Genomic DNA, 16,792 nt, shown 5'->3' with positions numbered 1-16,792 from the left:
CCCAAAAACCTGTGGGAGCGAGCCTGCTCGCGAAAGCGNTGTTGACTGACATTACGCCTTCGCGAGCAGGCTCGCTCCCACAAGGTTGAGGGGTCAGACGCGGAACTGGCGCAGCAACTGGTTCAGCTGTTCACTCAACTGCCCAAGCTTGACGCTCGCCGCACTCGACTGCTCCGCCGCCAGCGCAGTGCTGTGAGACAGGCCGGCCGCCTGTGTGACGTTCTGGTTGATGTCCTCGACCACATGCGCCTGTTGCAGCGTGGCGCTGGCAATCGAGGCGTTCAGGCCATTGAGATTGCGCAGGGCCTGGCCGATCGCGTTAAGGCTGGCACCGGCGAGGCCGGCCTGTTCGATGGTCAGTTGCGAGGCCTTGCTGCTGTCGCCAATGACTTTCACCGCCGCTTCGGAATGATTCTGCAGGCGTTCGATCATGCTCTGGATTTCCGCCGTCGACTTTTGCGTGCGCTGCGCCAGCAACCGTACTTCATCAGCCACCACCGCAAAGCCCCGGCCCTGTTCACCGGCACGGGCCGCTTCGATGGCCGCGTTGAGGGCCAGCAAGTTGGTCTGCTCGGCAATCGAGCGGATCACCTCCAGCACACTGCCGATCTGCGTGCTTTCGGCGGCGAGGGTGCGGATCACTTCGACCGCTTGGTCAATGGTGCCGGACAGTCTGTCGATCTGTTGCAGGCTGCCGTCGATGTTGATCTGGCCCTGCTGCGCCTGGGCTTCGGCATCGCGCATTTCAGCGGCAGCATGCTCGGCATTCTTCGCCACATCCTGCACGCCGTAGGTGACTTCGTTGATCGCGGTCGCCACCAGTTCCATCTGCTGCGATTGCTGCTGGCTGCGCTGCTGGGCCTGGGTCGCATCGTTGCCCAGTTCGCTGGACGATTGGCCCAGGGCGCTGGCCGAGATCTGCAGGTCACCGATGACCCGTCGCAACTTGGCGGTGAAGGCGTTGAAGTGATGCGCCAGTTGTGTGACTTCGTCTTGGCCGTGGGTATCGAGGCTGCGCGTCAGGTCACTTTCGCCGCTGGCGATGTTGGCCATGGCGTTCACGGTTTCCTGCAACGGACGCACGATGCTGCGGGCAATCAAGATCACCAGCAGGGCCATGATCAGCGCAATCGCCAGGCCGATTACCGAGGCCTTGATCAACTGACCGCGAAACTCGCTCTGCACATCATCGACGTAAACGCCGGAACCAAGGATCCAGCCCCACGGCTCGAACAGTTTTACATAGGACGTTTTCGCGACCGGTTCGCTGGCGCCGGGCTTCGGCCAGCGGTAATCGACCATGCCCGCGCCTTTGCTTTTGGCGATCGCGACCATCTCGTTGAATACCGCAAAACCGTCCGGATCGCGGATCGCCGAGAGGTTCTGGCCTTCGAGTTTGGGGTTGGTCGGGTGCATGACCATCACGGGGGTGAGGTCGTTGATCCAGAAGTAGTCGCTCTGGTCGTAGCGCAGTCCGCGAATGGCGGTCAGTGCCTGCTTCTGTGCGGCGTCGCGGGTGAGGGTGCCGGCGGTTTCCAGGTCGTGGTAGTAGCTCAGCAAGCCGCTCGCGGTCTGCACCACGTGCTGGGTTTTCTGCGCCTTGGCGTGGTAGAGGTCATCGTGGATCTGCTTGAGCATCAACACACCCAAGGTCAACAACATGACCACGGCCACAATCAAAATGAGCCACAAGCGTCGGCTGATCGACACACTGCGCAAGCTGTTCATAACGCTGCCACTCCGATTTCTTTTTCTTGTAATAAATCAACGCCAGCATCCAACCACGTTTGAGTGGTCGGGCATACGCGACCCAAGTCGTATAACGCCGCAGCACTATTAAGGCTTGTCTGTTAGGATTTCGGCCCCGCGCGCGAAAACCTGAATCCAAGTTGATATTTCACGGAATTTTGACCGTTTCGTGTGGATGCTGTGCGCGCGGAATCGGTACAGCAATAAACAGCTACGCTGATCGCAGTGAACGTAAAAATATTATCGGGGCATGCCAGCGTGCATCGCTCTTTGGGGGACTGATGGATCTTTGGATCGCCTTGCAGGCACTGATTCTTGGAGTTGTAGAGGGGCTGACGGAGTTTTTGCCCATTTCCAGTACCGGACACCAGATCATTGTTGCCGACTTGCTCGACTTCGGCGGCGAACGGGCCATGGCGTTCAACATCATTATTCAGCTCGGCGCGATCCTCGCGGTGGTCTGGGAGTTTCGTCGCAAGATTCTCGATGTGGTGATTGGCTTGCCGACCCAGCCGAGCGCGCGACGTTTTACTGCCAACCTGCTGATCGCATTTCTGCCGGCGGTGGTGTTGGGGGTGATTTTTGCCGACCTGATTCACCAGTACCTGTTCAACCCGATCACCGTCGCGACCGCACTGGTGGTGGGCGGCGTGATCATGTTGTGGGCAGAGCGCCGCCAGCATGAAGTGCACGCCGAAAGCGTGGACGAGATCACTTGGAAAGATGCGCTGAAGGTCGGGTTCGCCCAGTGCCTGGCGATGATTCCCGGCACCTCGCGTTCCGGTTCGACGATTATCGGTGGTCTGCTGTTTGGACTGTCGCGCAAGACCGCGACCGAGTTCTCGTTCTTCCTGGCGATGCCGACCATGGTCGGTGCGGCGGTGTACTCCGGTTACAAGTATCGCCACCTGTTCGTGCCGGCGGATTTTCCGGTATTCGCCATCGGCTTCATCACGGCGTTTATCTTCGCCATGATTGCCGTGCGCGGTCTGCTCAAGTTTATCGCCAGCCACAGCTACGCGGCGTTCGCCTGGTACCGGATCGTTTTCGGTCTGGTGATTCTGGCGACCTGGCAGTTCGGCTGGGTGGACTGGTCGGCGGCCAAACCATGAGTGATTCCCGCGCACGCCGCCCGGATGGACGCCCGTCCGGCGGCGGCATTCAGCATCTGAAACTGAAACTGGCGGTGCTGCTGATTGTCTGCGCGCTGCCGCTGTTCGGCTCGCTGTCGATGTGGCTGCGCGGCATCTCGTTGGTACCGTTGACCGCTTATGGGGTTGTCAGTTTGCTGGCGTTTTTCATGTACTGGGCAGACAAGCGCAAGGCCCGCGCCGATGCCTGGCGCACGCCGGAGAACATCCTGCATGCGCTGGAACTGGCCGGCGGCTGGCCCGGTGCGCTGATTGCCCAGCAGGTGTTCCGGCACAAGACGCGCAAGGTGTCGTTCCAGATTCTGTTCTGGGTGATTGTGGCGCTGCATCAGGTGTTCTGGATCGACCAGTTGTTTCTGGGTTCGAACCTGCTGTCACTCTTCTGAATCACCGCAAATCCCCCTGTAGGAGCTGCCGCAGGCTGCGATCTTTTGATCTTGCTTTTTCAAAGATCAAAGTCAAAAGATCGTCCGAACGCGGCCCGAGCCTTCGACAACTCCTACAGGGATCGGGTTCAGAGCAGTAATCCGATTTGAGTTTTTTTGGGCAATTTGCCCACCACCAACTGATGCGAACGCGTCAGCAATCCCTGCAGTTCCTCGGCGCCCAGCGGGTAGGGCGGGTGCATGATGATCCACTGTGCCCGCGCCAGATAAGGCGCCGGGTGAATACCCGGGCGGTCGCAATGGCCGAGAAACAGATCCTTGTCGACCTTGAATGCCAGTGAATCCCCGCGCAGCCCCTGCAAGGCAAACATCTTGTTGCCGGCAATCGAGAACACCCGCACGCCGCCCCATTTGTAATCCTCCCGCGCGCCCGGCAAGGCCAGGCAAAAGGCGGCGACATCCGCTTCGTTCATCTTTCCCTTGCTCATAACAGCCGCTCCCCGCACGCATTGAACGATTCGACCAGATGGTCGATCCACGCCCGCACCGCCGGCATCACCCCGCGCCGGTGCGGATACACCGCCTGCAACCAGCCGCCGGGCAACGACCACTCGGGCAACAGTTGCACCAGCGCGCCGCTTTCAAGATCGGCTTCGCAATACATCATCGGCAACAGGGTAAAGCCCTGACCGGCGAGTACGCAGGCTTTGCGCACGATAAAGTCATCGATGCCCAGGCGCGCTTCCATATTCAGCTCGACGCTATTGCCTTGCTGATCAAGCAAACGCACGTGGACCATGCGGTCGGCTTCCAGCGCGCCAAGTACCGGCAGGTTTTTCAGATCCTGCGGGTGGGCAATGGTCTTGCCTTCGACAAAGGCCGGGCTGGCCACCACCACCATTTGCGCCTGCCGCAGACGGCGGGTGACCAGCAATGGATCCTCATCGCCGAGTTCACGTACGCGCAGCGCCACGTCGAAGCCCTCGGCGACCAGATCCACGCGGCGATTGAGCAGCACCACCTCCAGTTGCACCTGGGGGAATTTGCCCAGAAATTCGCTGATTACCCATGGCAACATTTCTCGCGCCAGCCCGGTCGGACACGATACCCGCAAGCGCCCGCGCGGTTCACTGGACATGCTGGCAACGGCTTCGTCGGCCATCTCCGCTTCCAGCAACATCGCCTGACAGTGGCGCAGATAGCGTTCGCCGACAGCGGTCAGATTCAACTGGCGCGTGGTGCGCTGAAGCAGGCGTGCGCCCAGGCGTTCTTCGAGCTCGGCAATGCGCCGCGACAACCGCGACTTGGGAATGCCCAGTAAGCGGCCGGCTGCCGCAAAGCCACCGGCCTCGACCACCTTGGCGAAATAGTACAGATCGTTGAGGTCCTGCATGAAAAGCCCACCGTTCTATCAGTGGGACGAACTATCGCATTGTCGGCGGCTAATCAGCTATTGGTTTCTTCCGTAGGATTGTCTCCATTCCGTCGCCGCCGGCGATTCTTTCCAGGAGATTCCACATGAAACTGCTGCACATCGATTCGAGCATTCTGGGCGACAACTCCGCTTCCCGTCAGCTGAGCAGCCAAGTCGTCAAAGCCTGGCAAGCCGCCGAGCCAACCGCCGTGGTCACCTACCGCGACCTGGCCGCCGACGCCATCAGCCACTTCTCGTCGACCACCCTGGTGGCTGCCGGTACCACCGCTGAACTGCGCGACGCCGCGCAACAGCACGAAGCCGAATTGAGCGCTTCGACCCTGGCTGAATTCATCGCTGCCGACGCCATCGTCATCGCCGCGCCGATGTACAACTTCACCGTGCCGACCCAGCTCAAGGCCTGGATCGACCGCGTCGCCGTTGCCGGCCAGACGTTCCGTTACACCGAAGCGGGTCCGGAAGGCCTGTGCGGTGGCAAGAAAGTGGTGATCGTCTCCACCGCCGGTGGCATCCATGCCGGTCAGGCGAGCGGCATCGCCCACGAAGAATATTTGAAGCTGGTTCTCGGTTTCCTCGGCATCACCGACATCGAAATCGTCCGTGCCGAAGGTCTGGCCTACGGTGATGAAGTGCGCAACAACGCAATGAGCGCCGCTCAGGCGAAGATCGCCGAGCAACTGTTCGCCGCTGCGTAAGCATTGCGTAAAGACCAGCTGCCGTTCAGGTAGCGCCTCAAAAAACTCTGTATTCTGGTTCTGCAAGGGCCAGGTGCGGAGTTTTTTGTTTCAGACTGTTGCATAATCTGGCCCGGGTTATGCAGTCAAACGATCAACGTCTGAGTGCAACGCCACGCCGGATCACCGAACCTCAGGGTTACGGGCGTGTCGGAACACAAAGGATCTTTCGATTGAGTAACACAGGGTGGGCCATCCGATGATGCGTCTTTGTGCAACGTTACTGATTTGCCTGCTTGGCAGCCTCGGTTCAGTGCATGCCGCGCCCGGGCGACACCCTGTCTGGAGTGTCGGTTACCACGAGATGACGTTTCTCGATCCGCTGGATCTGCAACCGATGCGCGCCATCGCCTTCTATCCCTCCAGCGACCGCGAACACAGCAGCCTGCTTGAGGGTTACACCGTCGAGGCGGGCGCCGACACCAAGGTTGCCATCGGCCGCTTCCCGATGTTGATGCTGTCCCACGGCAACACTGGCACGCCGCTGGCGCTGCATGACCTTGCCACCTCGCTGGCACGCAAGGGCTTTGTGGTGGTCGCGGTGATTCATCCCGGCGACAACTCCAAAGACCATAGCCGCCTCGGTACCCTGAGCAATCTGTATGGGCGGCCAATCCAGATTTCCGAAGCGATCACCGCCACCCTCGGCGACCCGATGCTCTCACCATTCGTCAACGCCGATCAGGTCGGGGTGATCGGCTATTCGGCCGGTGGCGAAACCGCGTTGATTCTCTCTGGCGCGCAGCCGGATCTGGATCGCCTGCGCCGGTACTGTCAGGAGCGCCCGGACGACCGTGACGCCTGCAACACTCAGGGCGAACTGATCGTCGATCGTGATGACTTGCAACCGGTGGCTGATCCGCGCGTGCATGCGCTGTTGCTGATGGCGCCGCTGAGCCTCAAATTTGGTCGTCACACCCTCGCGGACGTGCATGTGCCGGTGCTGCTGTACAGCGGCGATGGCGACAAACTGGTGGCCTTCGACAAAAACGCCGCGGCGCTGGCGCGCAAACTGCCGACCGCGCCGGACTTCAAATTGCTGGCCGGGGCAGGGCACTTTGTGTTCATGGCGCCGTGCAACGAAGAGCAGATCCGCGCCATGCCGGCGCTGTGCACCGACGCTGACGGCGTGGATCGCGAAGACATCCACCGCAACCTGATTTCCGAAGCCGGACAGTTTTTCTCGCGCACGCTGGGCAGGCCGAGCCGGGCGGGGATGCAGACCGCGGATCAATAAAGATCAAAGATCAAAAGATCGCAGCCTTCGGCAGCTCCTACAGTAGATTTTTGTAGGCGCTGCCGAAGGCTCGGGCCGCGATCGGACGATCTTTTGATTTCGTTTTTCAGCTCAACGCCCGGCGCTTGAGCAACAAGGTCAACCCCAACCCGAGCACCGACAACAGCGCCGCACTGAAGAAAATCCACGCATATCCCAGGTTCAACGCCACCGCGCCCATCAACGGCCCGGCAATCGCCAGTGCCAGATCAAAGAACACCGCATAAGCCCCCAGCCCCGAGCCACGGCTGGAACTGGGCACCTGCTTGATCGCCTCGACCCCCAGCGCCGGATACACCAGCGACAGGCCAAACCCGGCCAGCCCCGCGCCAATCAAGGCGAACGCGGTCGACGGTGCCAGCCACAGCAGCACCAGGCCGACGGTTTCGATGCTCATGCAGGCGATGGCCGAATTGAACCCGCCAAAACGGCTGATCGCCGAAATGAACAGCAACCGCGACAGGATGAAGCACACGCCGAATACCGTCAGGCAATACGCGGCGCCGCTCCAGCCACGGTTGAGGTAATAAAGGGTGATGAAGGTGGTCAGCGTGCCGTAACCGATCGACGCCAGACTCAAACTGGCCCCATACGGTGCGATGCGCCCGAATACCGCCCAAAAAGGCAGCCGTTCGCCGCGCACCACCGGTACCGAGGGTTTATTACGGATGATCACCAGAGCGGCCGCCGCCAGTACCGAAAGGGCAATGCCCAGGCTGGTAAAGCCGTAGTCGGCAACCATCACCACGCCCAGCGGCGCGCCAATCGCAATCGCGCCGTAGGAGGCAATGCCGTTCCAGCCGATCGACCTTGCCGTGTGCTCCACGCCGACCTGGCCCATGCACCAGCTGATGGTGCCGACGCCGATCAAACCCTGTGCAACGCCGAGCAGCAGCCGACCGATGATCAGGATAATCAGGCTCGGCACCGGGAAATCCTGCAGCAGCGTCGAAATCAGCGTCAGCAGCCCGCTGAGCACAATCCCCGACAAGCCATAGACAATTGCCCGTTTGGTACCCAGCGTGTCCGACATGCGCCCGGCCATCGGTCGACTGAGCAAAGTCGCCAGATATTGCGAGCCGATGACCAGTCCGGCAACGATCGCGCTGAACCCGAGTTGCTCGTGGACATAGCCGGGTAACACTGCAATCGGCAGGCCGATGCACAGGAAGGCGATAAAGGTATAGAAAACGATGGAGACGATCTGCAGGGTGATCGCCAGGGAGCTTTGCAAAGGCTGTTGCTGCGCAGGCATGTGGACTCGTTCGCGGGCGGCGGTGGGAGAGTCGGCATCATGGCTGGGTGCTGAAATAAAAGGAAGCAGGCTAACTAATTTACTTGGAGCCGGTGGTGTTTTTGAGGGGTTCTTCGCGAGCTGGCTCGCTCCCACATTTGGAACGCGATTACCGTGGGAGCGAGCCTGCTCGCGAAGGGCTTCGCAGCACAAAATCACGATCCCTTGAAATGCAAAAAGCCCTGTCACACCGACAGGGCTTTCGCTTGAAGCTTGGAGCGGGAAGCTCGCAGCTATCTTTAGAACACCACACCCTGACTACGCAGGTAGTCATCGTAAGTGCCGCTGAAGTCAGTCACGCCGTTCGGGCTCAGCTCGATGATGCGCGTGGCCAGAGACGATACGAACTCACGGTCGTGGCTGACGAAGATCAGCGTACCCGGGTAGTTTTCCAGCGCCAGGTTCAGCGCCTCGATCGATTCCATGTCCAGGTGGTTGGTCGGTTCGTCCATCACCAGCACGTTCGGCTTTTGCAGGATCAACTTGCCGAACAGCATACGACCTTGCTCACCGCCGGAGATGACCTTGACCGACTTGAGAATCTCGTCGTTGGAGAACAGCATGCGACCCAGGGTGCCACGAATCACTTGCTCGCCCTGCGTCCACTGACCCATCCAGTCGAACAGGCTGACATCGTCTTCGAAGTCGTGGGCGTGATCCTGAGCGTAGTAGCCCAGCTCCGCGCTCTCGGTCCATTTCACAGAACCGGCGTCGGGCGTCAGCTCGCCCATCAGGGTGCGCAACAGCGTGGTCTTGCCAATACCGTTCGGGCCGATGATCGCCACGCGCTCGCCGGCTTCTACGGTGAAGCTGAAGTTCTTGAACAGGGTCTTGCCGTCGAAGCCTTTGGACATCTGCTCGATGGTCACGGCCTGGCGGTGCAGCTTTTTAGTCTGTTCGAAACGGATGAACGGGCTGACACGGCTCGAAGGCTTGACCTCGGCCAGCTGGATCTTGTCGATCTGCTTGGCGCGGGAAGTGGCCTGTTTGGCTTTCGAGGCGTTGGCCGAGAAGCGGCTGACGAACGTCTGAAGTTCGGCAATCTGCGCTTTCTTCTTGGCGTTGTCCGACAGCAGTTGCTCGCGGGACTGGGTCGCGGCCGTCATGTACTCGTCATAGTTGCCCGGGAACAGACGCAGTTCGCCGTAGTCCAGGTCAGCCATGTGCGTGCACACGCTGTTAAGGAAGTGACGGTCGTGGGAAATGATGATCATGGTGCTGTTACGCACGGTGAGAATCGATTCCAGCCAGCGAATGGTGTTGATGTCCAGGTGGTTGGTCGGTTCGTCGAGCAACAGCACTTCCGGATCGGAGAACAGTGCCTGAGCCAGCAAGACCCGCAGCTTCCAGCCTGGCGCCACTTCAGACATCGGGCCGAAATGCTGTTCCAGTGGAATACCCAGACCCAGCAGCAGTTCACCGGCACGGGATTCGGCGGTGTAGCCGTCCATCTCGGCGAACTCGGTTTCCAGCTCGGCCACGGCCATGCCGTCTTCTTCGCTCATTTCCGGCAGCGAGTAGATACGATCGCGTTCGGCTTTGACCTTCCACAACTCTTCGTGACCCATGATCACGGTGTCGATCACGGTGAATTCTTCGTAGGCAAACTGATCCTGACGCAATTTACCCAGGCGAACGTTCGGCTCGAGCATGACCTGACCGCCGGACGGCTCGAGATCGCCACCGAGGATTTTCATGAAGGTCGACTTGCCGCAACCGTTGGCGCCGATCAGACCGTAGCGGTTGCCGCCGTTGAATTTGACCGAAACGTTTTCGAAGAGCGGCTTGGCGCCGAACTGCATCGTGATGTTAGCTGTGGAGATCAATTGCTTTACCTATCAATGGGTTGCGAGCCGCACATTTGGCGCTTGGGCCATTTCTGGGGCATTTTGGAGCGTTTTCTTCCCTACCCGGTCAGTGTTGGCGGTAGCCAGCAGGCGAGGGGTGAGAGCAGCAACTGGACACGGCGTCCAGGCTGTTGGGCATTAAAGGCGGGATTCATGCCAGACATTGCGCGCATTGTCGCATAAGTCATGCGGCAGTTGTATGGCGGAGGCTGACGAACCGGCAGACTGCCTGCATCGGGGAGCGTGAAATGCGCGTTCACGCCGTGGTCTATCGAATTCACGAGTGTCGATGCGGGCTTCCAACAATCATGGGAGGAACTAAAACGCCTGATGTCGTCTACATTTCATCAAGGAATTTCCGATGAGAGGACGGTCATGTTTAAAAAACGCTTACTGGTTGCGTCTGTTACTTGTCTGGCCTTGGCGGTGAGTTCTGTAACGGCATTGGCCGATCCCGGAAATGGCAATGGCAACGGCAAAGGGAACGGCAAGGGCGGCCCGCAGAACAGTCAGGGCCATGGCAATCAAGGGGGCAAAAACAAAGGATCCAGTTCGGGCAACTGGGACCATGCACCAGTAGTCGATCGAAGCGGTGTGCTGACCGTGCTCAACGGCTACAGAGACTACTGGAGCCCAGGTCCGGCGCTGCCTCCCGGTATTCAAAAGAATCTGGCGCGCGGCAAACCGCTGCCGCCGGGCATCGCCAAAAAACTGGATGGACGTCTGGCGGGGCGACTGCCTCATTACGACGGATATGAGTGGCAGCAGGTGGGCACCGACTTGATTCTGGTGGCCATTGCGAGCGGGCTTATCTACGAAGTGCTGAATGGCGCTTTCGATTAGTCTGATCGCAGGTCAATGAATCTGATTTTTTGAGTCCGTTCACCTAAAGTAAAAGCAATACATTCTCACCCACTTTATATATAAGGCGATTGGCTTCCGCTGGTCGCTTGTGGGTGAACCAGATCTAATTGAATGCATCTCACATGACAGTAAAACCAACCCCTGTGGATGCCGTCATGCGTTTTAAAAAGAAAAATCTGGTTGCCGTCATGTCCTGCGTAATGATGTTTGCGGCTGCGCCATTACTGCCTGCTCAACTGTCCATCATTGCCTCTGCCCACGCCAAAGATGGTGGTGGTGGTGGTGGTGGTGGTGGTGGTGGTGGTGGTGGCGGTCATGGTGGTGGCGCCGGTGGCGCTGGCGGTGGAGGCAGTCACGGCGGCGGTGCCGGCAGCGCTGGCCATAGCGGCGACAGTGCCGGGCACTCAGGCAGCGTCTCCAGCAATGGCCGCGCTGAAGGCCAGGAAACGGATCATGATGGCAGGGCCGTACGGGATCATGGCGTCAGTGGTCAACATATTGGACGCGACCACAATACCGACCGCGGGCACGGCCTGGCGACTTCAGGTGTAGCGCATTCCAAGGACACCAAGGGGTTGTCGAAAGCCACGGCGATCTCCGCCACGACGCCAGGCGATCACAATACCAAGGGATTGAGCAAGGCGAGCCTTTCCACCGATAAATAAGCCCTTACTCGCAACCCGCCAGGTGTCATGCTCGGTTGAGCTCCAAACCTGGCGGGTTTCGCTTCACCCTTTCAAACTCATTTCTCATGGCCCGCGAACCATTTTCAAGTCCGGTGCGGATTACATCTGGCTTGGTACGCAGCGGCTGAAACGTACACGTCAAAGCTCAGCGCAAACGCTGCGGCGCTTCCCGGAATAACCGCTGTTTTGCTCTGCGTCAGCACTCATGCGCCTGCACGAGCGTACTGTCGCGTCTGCCGTTTGGCAGATTCAGCCGACAGTTTTTCACAGATCAGGTTCACCATTGGTTACAAAGTATGGCTAAAATGCCATCCGATTACCCAATAGCCGCTCACGGCATGGGCTCAAGGAAGTGCCACCGGGACAGTATTTGTATTCATGCCACTGCATCAGACCCTGGGCCTTTGGCCGGCAGGCGCGCAGTTTGTTCACTTTTGACGTGTGACGATTTCCGTGAAACTCATCATTGCCGCTATTTATGTCATTTCCATTGCATACGTTCACCTTCGTGGTCGTGTGCGTCACAAACTGGGCCGTCAGTTGAGCGACCACTCGACGTTTCTGGCGCCGATCAACTGCTTTCTGTACCTGTTTTCAAAGAAACCAAACAAGCCCTATCTCGATCCGTCCGAGTTTCCGGACCTGAGCCCGTTGCAGGCGCATTGGGAAGAAATTCGCCAGGAAGGGCAAGACCTGCTGCGTGCCGGTGAGATCAAACGCTCGAATCAGTACGACGATGTGGGTTTCAACTCGTTCTTCAAAAGTGGCTGGAAGCGTTTCTACCTCAAGTGGTACGGCGAGAGTCATCCGTCGGCGATGAAACTGTGCCCGCGCACCACAGAACTGGTGCAGAGCATCGGTTCGATCAAGGCCGCGATGTTTGCCGAACTGCCACCGGGTTCGAAACTGGTTCGTCACCGTGACCCGTATGCGGGTTCCTATCGCTACCACTTGGGCCTGGATACGCCGAACGACGCGGGTTGCTACATCAACGTCGACGGTGATAGCTACCACTGGCGCGACGGTGAAGCGGTGATGTTCGATGAGACTTACATCCATTACGCCGAAAATACCACCGACAAAAACCGCATCATCCTGTTCTGCGACATCGAGCGTCCGATGAAATATCGCTGGGCGGCAGCGTTCAACAGATGGTTCAGTCGCACCGTGATGTCGGCGGCAGGCGCGCCTAACGATGCGGGCGACCGTACCGGTGGGATCAACCGTCTGTTTACCAGGATCTACAAAGTGCGACTGCGTGGTAAAGAGCTTAAAAAGCGCAATCGCGCGCGTTACTACATGGAAAAATGGGCGATCTTTGGCGGTTTGCTGGCGATCTTCATTCTGATCTGACTGTTGTGTCGCGCCTGTTTGTCATTGCCACAGACTGGTTTCCACAGGGGAATGCATTGCAAACCGTGGGAGCCACCCTGCTGGCGATGACTGTCTCAAAAGCAACCTGTCAGTTACCTGACAGGCGTTGAATATTCATTCCCCAGAGGCTTTTTTGGTTTTCCTTGCCGGCGTGGACTTCGTGGGTTTCTCCGGTTTAGCCTTGGACTTGGCCGGCGCTTTCCCACCCAGACTGCGTTTAAGCAGCTCGGTCAAGTCGATCACATCCGCAGACTTGCGCTCCTCTTCGCCACCCACGGTTTCGACATCCTCGATCTTGCCTTCGTGGGCCTTTTTCTCGACCAAGGCCATGATCTTGTCCTCAAACTCGTCCTTGTAGTCCTCCGGGTTCCAGTCGCCGCTCATGTCCTGCACCAGACGTTTAGCCATGTCCAACTCGCCCTTGGCCAGTTGCGGCTTGGTCACCTCGCTGCCCAGTTCCAGTTCGTCGAGGCCGCGCACCTCCTGCGGCCAGCGCAGTTTCACCAGCACCAGCGCCGATTCCAGCGGCATCAGCGCCGCCAGATATTGGCGAGTGTGCAGAACGACGCGGGCAAGTGCGACCTTGTTGGTTTTGCTCAATGTTTCGCGCAGCAGGGCGTAGACCTTGCCGCCGCGTTTGTCTGGGGCCAGGTAATAAGGCGTGTCGATGTTCTGCAGTGGAATCTGCTCGGCATCGACGAAGGAGAAAATGTCGATGGTCTGCGTGGACACCGGGTGCGCCGAGCGGATTTCTTCCTCGCTGAGCACCACATAGCGGCCCTTCTCATAGGCCACACCTTTGACGATGTGCTCTTTGGTGACTTCCTTGCCGGTGACTTTGTTTACCCGTTTATAACCCACCGGATCCATGCTGCGGCTGTCGAGCCAGTCAAAGTCGACGCCGTGCGAAGACGTTGCCGACACCAGCGCAACGGGGATATGCACCAGTCCGAAACTGATTGCGCCTTTCCAGATTGCCCGAGCCATGGTGAGTCCTCCGCGAATGATGTTCAGGTGACCTGCAGCCGGCGGCGAAAGTTTCCAGCGTTTGCCGGAGACAGCAGTGCTGTCGGTCAAGCCGTGTTACATCTTGTTTAAGGGCGATGGGTTAACAAATCCGAACCCGGGGCGTAGCGTGGACTCGAAGGCTCTATCACCTGTGCATCGAGAGGCCGTCCCATGAACCGAATATTGCCCGGAATGATCGTTCTGCTCCTTGGGGCAGGTCTTGCGCATGCCGAGTTCACGGCACCGTCCGCGCCGCTGTTGCTGGCACAAAGTCCCACCGGCAACAGCAACAATCCCTACAACAGCCCGATTCGCCGGGCCAATCCCAACAGCATGCAGGGCACCCAGCCCAGTACGCCGGTGATTCGCGGGCCGAATACAGTGCCGGTGCCCAGTACGCCCACCGTTGGCAATGGCGGCATCGGCAATGGTCAGCAGCAACGCTCGGTACCGAGTACACCACCCAAATTCATTCCCAACCCACCGCCGCGTGATGGAGACAGCAACCGTTGAACATCAGGCCTGAGCGCCTGTCAGCCTTCGAAACGAACAAAAGGAATCGTGCATGTTGCGTAAAACCTTTCTAGCCACGCTGTGCGCCGGCGCGTTGATCAGCGCGCCAGCTTTCGCCGCGCCCCCCAAAGCGCTGCAGAGCGAGCAGGGCGCCCTTGAAGTCGCCACGATTACTCAAGGCCTGGAGCATCCGTGGGCGCTGGCGTTTCTGCCGGATCGTCAGGGCATGCTGGTGACCGAGCGGCCGGGCAACCTGCGGGTGATTACCGCTGATGGCAAGCGTTCCGAGCCCGTCAGCGGCGTGCCCAAGGTTTGGGCAAAGGGCCAGGGCGGTTTGCTCGACGTGGTGCTGTCGCCGGACTTCAAACAGGATCGACTGGTCTACCTGTCCTACGCCGAGGGCGGTGGCGCCGGGGATAAGGCCGGGACGGCGGTGGGGCGAGGCCGGCTGTCGGACGATTTGAAGACGATCAGCGATTTCAAGGTGGTTTTCCGTCAGGAGCCGAAGCTCTCGACCGGTAACCATTTCGGTTCACGTCTGGTGTTCGACCGCGATGGCTATCTGTTCATCACCCTCGGCGAAAACAATGATCGGCCGACCGCGCAGGATCTCGACAAACTGCAGGGCAAGGTCGTGCGGATTTTTCCCGATGGCAAGGTGCCGGATGACAACCCGTTCGTGGGGCAGTCCGGCGTACGTCCGGAAATCTGGTCCTACGGCCACCGCAACCCGCAGGGCGCGGCGCTCAATCCGTGGAACGGCACTCTCTGGGAGAACGAACATGGTCCCCGTGGCGGCGATGAGGTGAACATCATCGAGCGCGGCAAAAACTACGGCTGGCCGCTGGCGACCCACGGCATCAACTATTCCCTGCAACCAATACCCGAAGCCAAGGGCAAAAGTGTCGAAGGTGCGGTTGACCCACACCATGTCTGGGAGAAATCACCGGGTGTTTCCGGCATGGCGTTCTATGACGCTGATCGCTTCAAGCCGTGGCAGCAGAATTTGTTCATCGGCGCGCTGGTCAGTCAGGAGCTGATCCGCTTGCAGTTCGATGGGGACAAGGTGGTGCACGAGGAGCGGCTATTGGGCGAACTTAAACAGCGGATTCGTGATGTGCGGCAGGGGCCGGATGGCTATCTGTACGTGCTGACGGATGAGCAGGACGGTGCGCTGTACAAGGTCGGCCTGAAATAACTTCACTTCTAATTTTCACTGATGTCCTGTGGCGAGGGAGCTTGCTCCNAAGCTCTTATGAGCACTACGCACTAATGCGGGAGCAAGCTCCCTCGCCACAAAAAAACCTCTAGGGCCTGACGATAGTTGGCGTAGCGCGGGCATACAAAACCACCGCCGCGCGCAATTTCCCACGCCCAAACCGACTCATCTTCTCAAACTCACCATGGCTGACCGGTACATGCTGGCAGTCCATCGGTTGACGATGCTGGCTGTGGTCGACATCCGGATCGTGCAGATACACAAAGTCTTCATCGCAATCGGTGACCACCACCCAATGCGGGGACTTGGAACGGGTCAGGCGATAGCTGCTGATCAGCACCAGAGGCTGTCCGCCAGCCTGCAGCAGGCGCGGTAAATCCAGATGGTTGCCAATTTTGCGCTCGATATCGGTCTCGTGCATTTGTGCGCTGAACTCCTCATGCACCAGGCGCATGACGTCTTTTTTATGCTCATCGCGCACACCATCGAGAAACAATGGCCCGGCCATGCTGAGCTGCAAACGCACTTGGAAACCTCGACGCCAAGCGGCCAGTGCCAAACCCTGAGGACTGCAGCCACCATGGCCGGACGTCATGAACACCGTGGTTGCCTCACGCCAGATCTGCAATTCTTCACGTCGCTCCAGTGAGCGCGCCGACTGCAATGCGCCCATGGCCATCAATAGACAGGCCGGGCCACAAGTGAAATCGGTGGTTTGCGGGTAATAGGGCACCTTGATATTGCGCGAATCACGGTGCTGAACAATGCGCTTTTCCAGGCGCAGCGCATCGGCATGGTCTTCGTAGTAATCGTGAATCAACGCAAAGCGCCGATAGCCGTTGCGCTCGTAAAGCGCGATGGCGCCGGGGTTGTCGATGCGCACCTCAAGACGCAGGTACGCGCAGTCATGCTCGACGGCACAGGCCTCGATACGTTGCAGCAGTTGTTTTCCCAGCCCAGTACCGCGAGCTTCGCCGGCAATGGCGATGGAATACAGGCGCGCCAGTGATGTGCCGCGATGAAACAGCACCAGGGCGTAGCCGAGCAATCGACCGTCAAGTTCGGCGACCAGCAGTTGCGCATGGGCGCGGGTGATCATCCATTGAAAGCTGCGACTGGTGAGCCGGTCGCTGGTGAAACATTGCATTTCCAGAGAGAGCAGCGCTGGCAAATCTTCAACTACCGCCAAACGAAAAACAGCACTCATATGACCACCGTAAAAGTTGCGTAACGAAACGGGACTTTCGAAAAACTTC

16 protein-coding genes are annotated in these 16,792 nt (G+C 59.0%); 9 read left to right on the top strand and 7 right to left on the bottom strand.

Translation table 11 applies throughout. The features are described from left to right. Nucleotides 1-93: 93 nt before the first annotated feature. A complete protein-coding gene (locus ACTJKS_RS17615; RefSeq protein WP_222014472.1) occupies nucleotides 94-1,728 on the bottom strand; it encodes a methyl-accepting chemotaxis protein in 1,635 nt (544 codons plus the stop codon). A gap of 302 nt (nucleotides 1,729-2,030) precedes the next feature. Between ACTJKS_RS17615 and ACTJKS_RS17610 the strand changes: the two genes are divergently transcribed. Next, a complete protein-coding gene (locus ACTJKS_RS17610) occupies nucleotides 2,031-2,861 on the top strand; it encodes an undecaprenyl-diphosphate phosphatase (RefSeq protein WP_041064421.1) in 831 nt (276 codons plus the stop codon). Continuing rightward, nucleotides 2,858-3,286: a DUF1294 domain-containing protein gene (locus tag ACTJKS_RS17605; protein WP_262947903.1), complete on the top strand. Its 429-nt coding sequence runs from the start codon at nucleotides 2,858-2,860 to the stop codon at nucleotides 3,284-3,286. Before ACTJKS_RS17610 ends, ACTJKS_RS17605 begins: the two co-directional genes overlap by 4 nt. Nucleotides 3,287-3,414: 128 nt before the next feature. Here ACTJKS_RS17605 and ACTJKS_RS17600 read toward each other — a convergent pair whose 3' ends face one another. Further along, nucleotides 3,415-3,774 (bottom strand): MmcQ/YjbR family DNA-binding protein, encoded by a 360-nt coding sequence (locus ACTJKS_RS17600; protein WP_041064415.1) that lies wholly within the window; start codon nucleotides 3,772-3,774, stop codon nucleotides 3,415-3,417. Then, nucleotides 3,771-4,679 carry a LysR substrate-binding domain-containing protein gene (locus ACTJKS_RS17595; RefSeq protein WP_047294719.1) on the bottom strand — a complete coding sequence of 303 codons (909 nt, stop codon included), beginning with the start codon at nucleotides 4,677-4,679 and terminating at the stop codon, nucleotides 3,771-3,773. The genes ACTJKS_RS17600 and ACTJKS_RS17595 overlap by 4 nt, the downstream gene beginning before the upstream one ends. Before the next feature lie 125 nt (nucleotides 4,680-4,804). On the opposite strand from ACTJKS_RS17595, the gene ACTJKS_RS17590 reads away from it, so the two are divergent. Both ACTJKS_RS17590 and ACTJKS_RS17585 read left to right on the top strand, forming a co-directional pair. Beyond that, nucleotides 4,805-5,416 (top strand): FMN-dependent NADH-azoreductase, encoded by a 612-nt coding sequence (locus ACTJKS_RS17590; RefSeq protein ID WP_262947902.1) that lies wholly within the window; start codon nucleotides 4,805-4,807, stop codon nucleotides 5,414-5,416. Nucleotides 5,417-5,654: 238 nt separating this feature from the next. Continuing rightward, complete coding sequence (locus ACTJKS_RS17585) at nucleotides 5,655-6,692, top strand: alpha/beta hydrolase family protein (RefSeq protein ID WP_041064406.1); 1,038 nt, start codon at nucleotides 5,655-5,657, stop codon at nucleotides 6,690-6,692. A 106-nt stretch (nucleotides 6,693-6,798) separates the two neighbouring features. Here ACTJKS_RS17585 and ACTJKS_RS17580 read toward each other — a convergent pair whose 3' ends face one another. Both ACTJKS_RS17580 and ACTJKS_RS17575 read right to left on the bottom strand, forming a co-directional pair. Further along, a complete protein-coding gene (locus ACTJKS_RS17580) occupies nucleotides 6,799-7,986 on the bottom strand; it encodes an MFS transporter (RefSeq protein WP_262947901.1) in 1,188 nt (395 codons plus the stop codon). A 278-nt stretch (nucleotides 7,987-8,264) separates the two neighbouring features. Further along, entirely contained in the window at nucleotides 8,265-9,851 is a 1,587-nt protein-coding gene (locus ACTJKS_RS17575; protein WP_041064399.1) for an ABC-F family ATPase, read from the bottom strand. Nucleotides 9,852-10,247: 396 nt separating this feature from the next. Here ACTJKS_RS17575 and ACTJKS_RS17570 point away from each other — a divergent pair, with 396 nt between their 5' ends. The 3 genes from ACTJKS_RS17570 (at nucleotide 10,248) to lpxO (ending at nucleotide 12,775) form a co-directional block, all read left to right on the top strand. Continuing rightward, nucleotides 10,248-10,715, top strand: coding sequence for an anti-virulence regulator CigR family protein (locus ACTJKS_RS17570; RefSeq protein WP_262947900.1), 468 nt, complete (start codon nucleotides 10,248-10,250; stop codon nucleotides 10,713-10,715). A 176-nt stretch (nucleotides 10,716-10,891) separates the two neighbouring features. Next, a complete protein-coding gene (locus ACTJKS_RS17565) occupies nucleotides 10,892-11,401 on the top strand; it encodes a hypothetical protein (RefSeq protein ID WP_440828905.1) in 510 nt (169 codons plus the stop codon). A 474-nt stretch (nucleotides 11,402-11,875) separates the two neighbouring features. Continuing rightward, the gene (gene lpxO / locus ACTJKS_RS17560) at nucleotides 11,876-12,775 is read left to right on the top strand and encodes a lipid A hydroxylase LpxO (RefSeq protein WP_198758638.1); all 900 of its coding nucleotides are present in this window, start codon (nucleotides 11,876-11,878) and stop codon (nucleotides 12,773-12,775) included. A gap of 135 nt (nucleotides 12,776-12,910) precedes the next feature. On the opposite strand, the gene ku is transcribed toward lpxO, so the two are convergent. Beyond that, nucleotides 12,911-13,783 (bottom strand): non-homologous end joining protein Ku, encoded by an 873-nt coding sequence (gene ku, locus ACTJKS_RS17555; RefSeq protein ID WP_262947897.1) that lies wholly within the window; start codon nucleotides 13,781-13,783, stop codon nucleotides 12,911-12,913. 192 nt (nucleotides 13,784-13,975) lie between these two features. On the opposite strand from ku, the gene ACTJKS_RS17550 reads away from it, so the two are divergent. Both ACTJKS_RS17550 and ACTJKS_RS17545 read left to right on the top strand, forming a co-directional pair. Further along, a complete protein-coding gene (locus tag ACTJKS_RS17550; protein ID WP_262947895.1) occupies nucleotides 13,976-14,317 on the top strand; it encodes a hypothetical protein in 342 nt (113 codons plus the stop codon). A gap of 52 nt (nucleotides 14,318-14,369) precedes the next feature. Continuing rightward, a complete protein-coding gene (locus ACTJKS_RS17545; RefSeq protein WP_262947894.1) occupies nucleotides 14,370-15,515 on the top strand; it encodes a PQQ-dependent sugar dehydrogenase in 1,146 nt (381 codons plus the stop codon). Nucleotides 15,516-15,624: 109 nt separating this feature from the next. Here ACTJKS_RS17545 and ACTJKS_RS17540 read toward each other — a convergent pair whose 3' ends face one another. Continuing rightward, nucleotides 15,625-16,743, bottom strand: coding sequence for a GNAT family N-acetyltransferase/peptidase C39 family protein (locus tag ACTJKS_RS17540; protein ID WP_262947893.1), 1,119 nt, complete (start codon nucleotides 16,741-16,743; stop codon nucleotides 15,625-15,627). Nucleotides 16,744-16,792: the final 49 nt, after the last annotated feature.

The organism is Pseudomonas sp. 22189 (genome assembly GCF_052045635.1).
Lineage (GTDB): Bacteria > Pseudomonadota > Gammaproteobacteria > Pseudomonadales > Pseudomonadaceae > Aquipseudomonas > Aquipseudomonas parakoreensis.
This window is presented reverse-complemented; position numbering and strand designations above follow the sequence as displayed.

Excerpts from the sequence above, each read along its gene's own strand:
- ACTJKS_RS17570 (WP_262947900.1), top strand. The coding sequence starts at position 10,248 with ATGTTTAAAAAACGCTTACTGGTTGCGTCTGTTACTTGTCTGGCCTTG.
- ACTJKS_RS17550 (WP_262947895.1), top strand. The coding sequence starts at position 13,976 with ATGAACCGAATATTGCCCGGAATGATCGTTCTGCTCCTTGGGGCAGGT.
- ACTJKS_RS17615 (WP_222014472.1), bottom strand. The coding sequence starts at position 1,728 with ATGAACAGCTTGCGCAGTGTGTCGATCAGCCGACGCTTGTGGCTCATT.
- ACTJKS_RS17545 (WP_262947894.1), top strand. The coding sequence starts at position 14,370 with ATGTTGCGTAAAACCTTTCTAGCCACGCTGTGCGCCGGCGCGTTGATC.
- ku (WP_262947897.1), bottom strand. The coding sequence starts at position 13,783 with ATGGCTCGGGCAATCTGGAAAGGCGCAATCAGTTTCGGACTGGTGCAT.
- ACTJKS_RS17590 (WP_262947902.1), top strand. The coding sequence starts at position 4,805 with ATGAAACTGCTGCACATCGATTCGAGCATTCTGGGCGACAACTCCGCT.
- ACTJKS_RS17595 (WP_047294719.1), bottom strand. The coding sequence starts at position 4,679 with ATGCAGGACCTCAACGATCTGTACTATTTCGCCAAGGTGGTCGAGGCC.
- ACTJKS_RS17540 (WP_262947893.1), bottom strand. The coding sequence starts at position 16,743 with ATGAGTGCTGTTTTTCGTTTGGCGGTAGTTGAAGATTTGCCAGCGCTG.
- ACTJKS_RS17610 (WP_041064421.1), top strand. The coding sequence starts at position 2,031 with ATGGATCTTTGGATCGCCTTGCAGGCACTGATTCTTGGAGTTGTAGAG.
- ACTJKS_RS17580 (WP_262947901.1), bottom strand. The coding sequence starts at position 7,986 with ATGCCTGCGCAGCAACAGCCTTTGCAAAGCTCCCTGGCGATCACCCTG.
- ACTJKS_RS17605 (WP_262947903.1), top strand. The coding sequence starts at position 2,858 with ATGAGTGATTCCCGCGCACGCCGCCCGGATGGACGCCCGTCCGGCGGC.
- ACTJKS_RS17585 (WP_041064406.1), top strand. The coding sequence starts at position 5,655 with ATGATGCGTCTTTGTGCAACGTTACTGATTTGCCTGCTTGGCAGCCTC.
- ACTJKS_RS17600 (WP_041064415.1), bottom strand. The coding sequence starts at position 3,774 with ATGAGCAAGGGAAAGATGAACGAAGCGGATGTCGCCGCCTTTTGCCTG.
- ACTJKS_RS17565 (WP_440828905.1), top strand. The coding sequence starts at position 10,892 with ATGCGTTTTAAAAAGAAAAATCTGGTTGCCGTCATGTCCTGCGTAATG.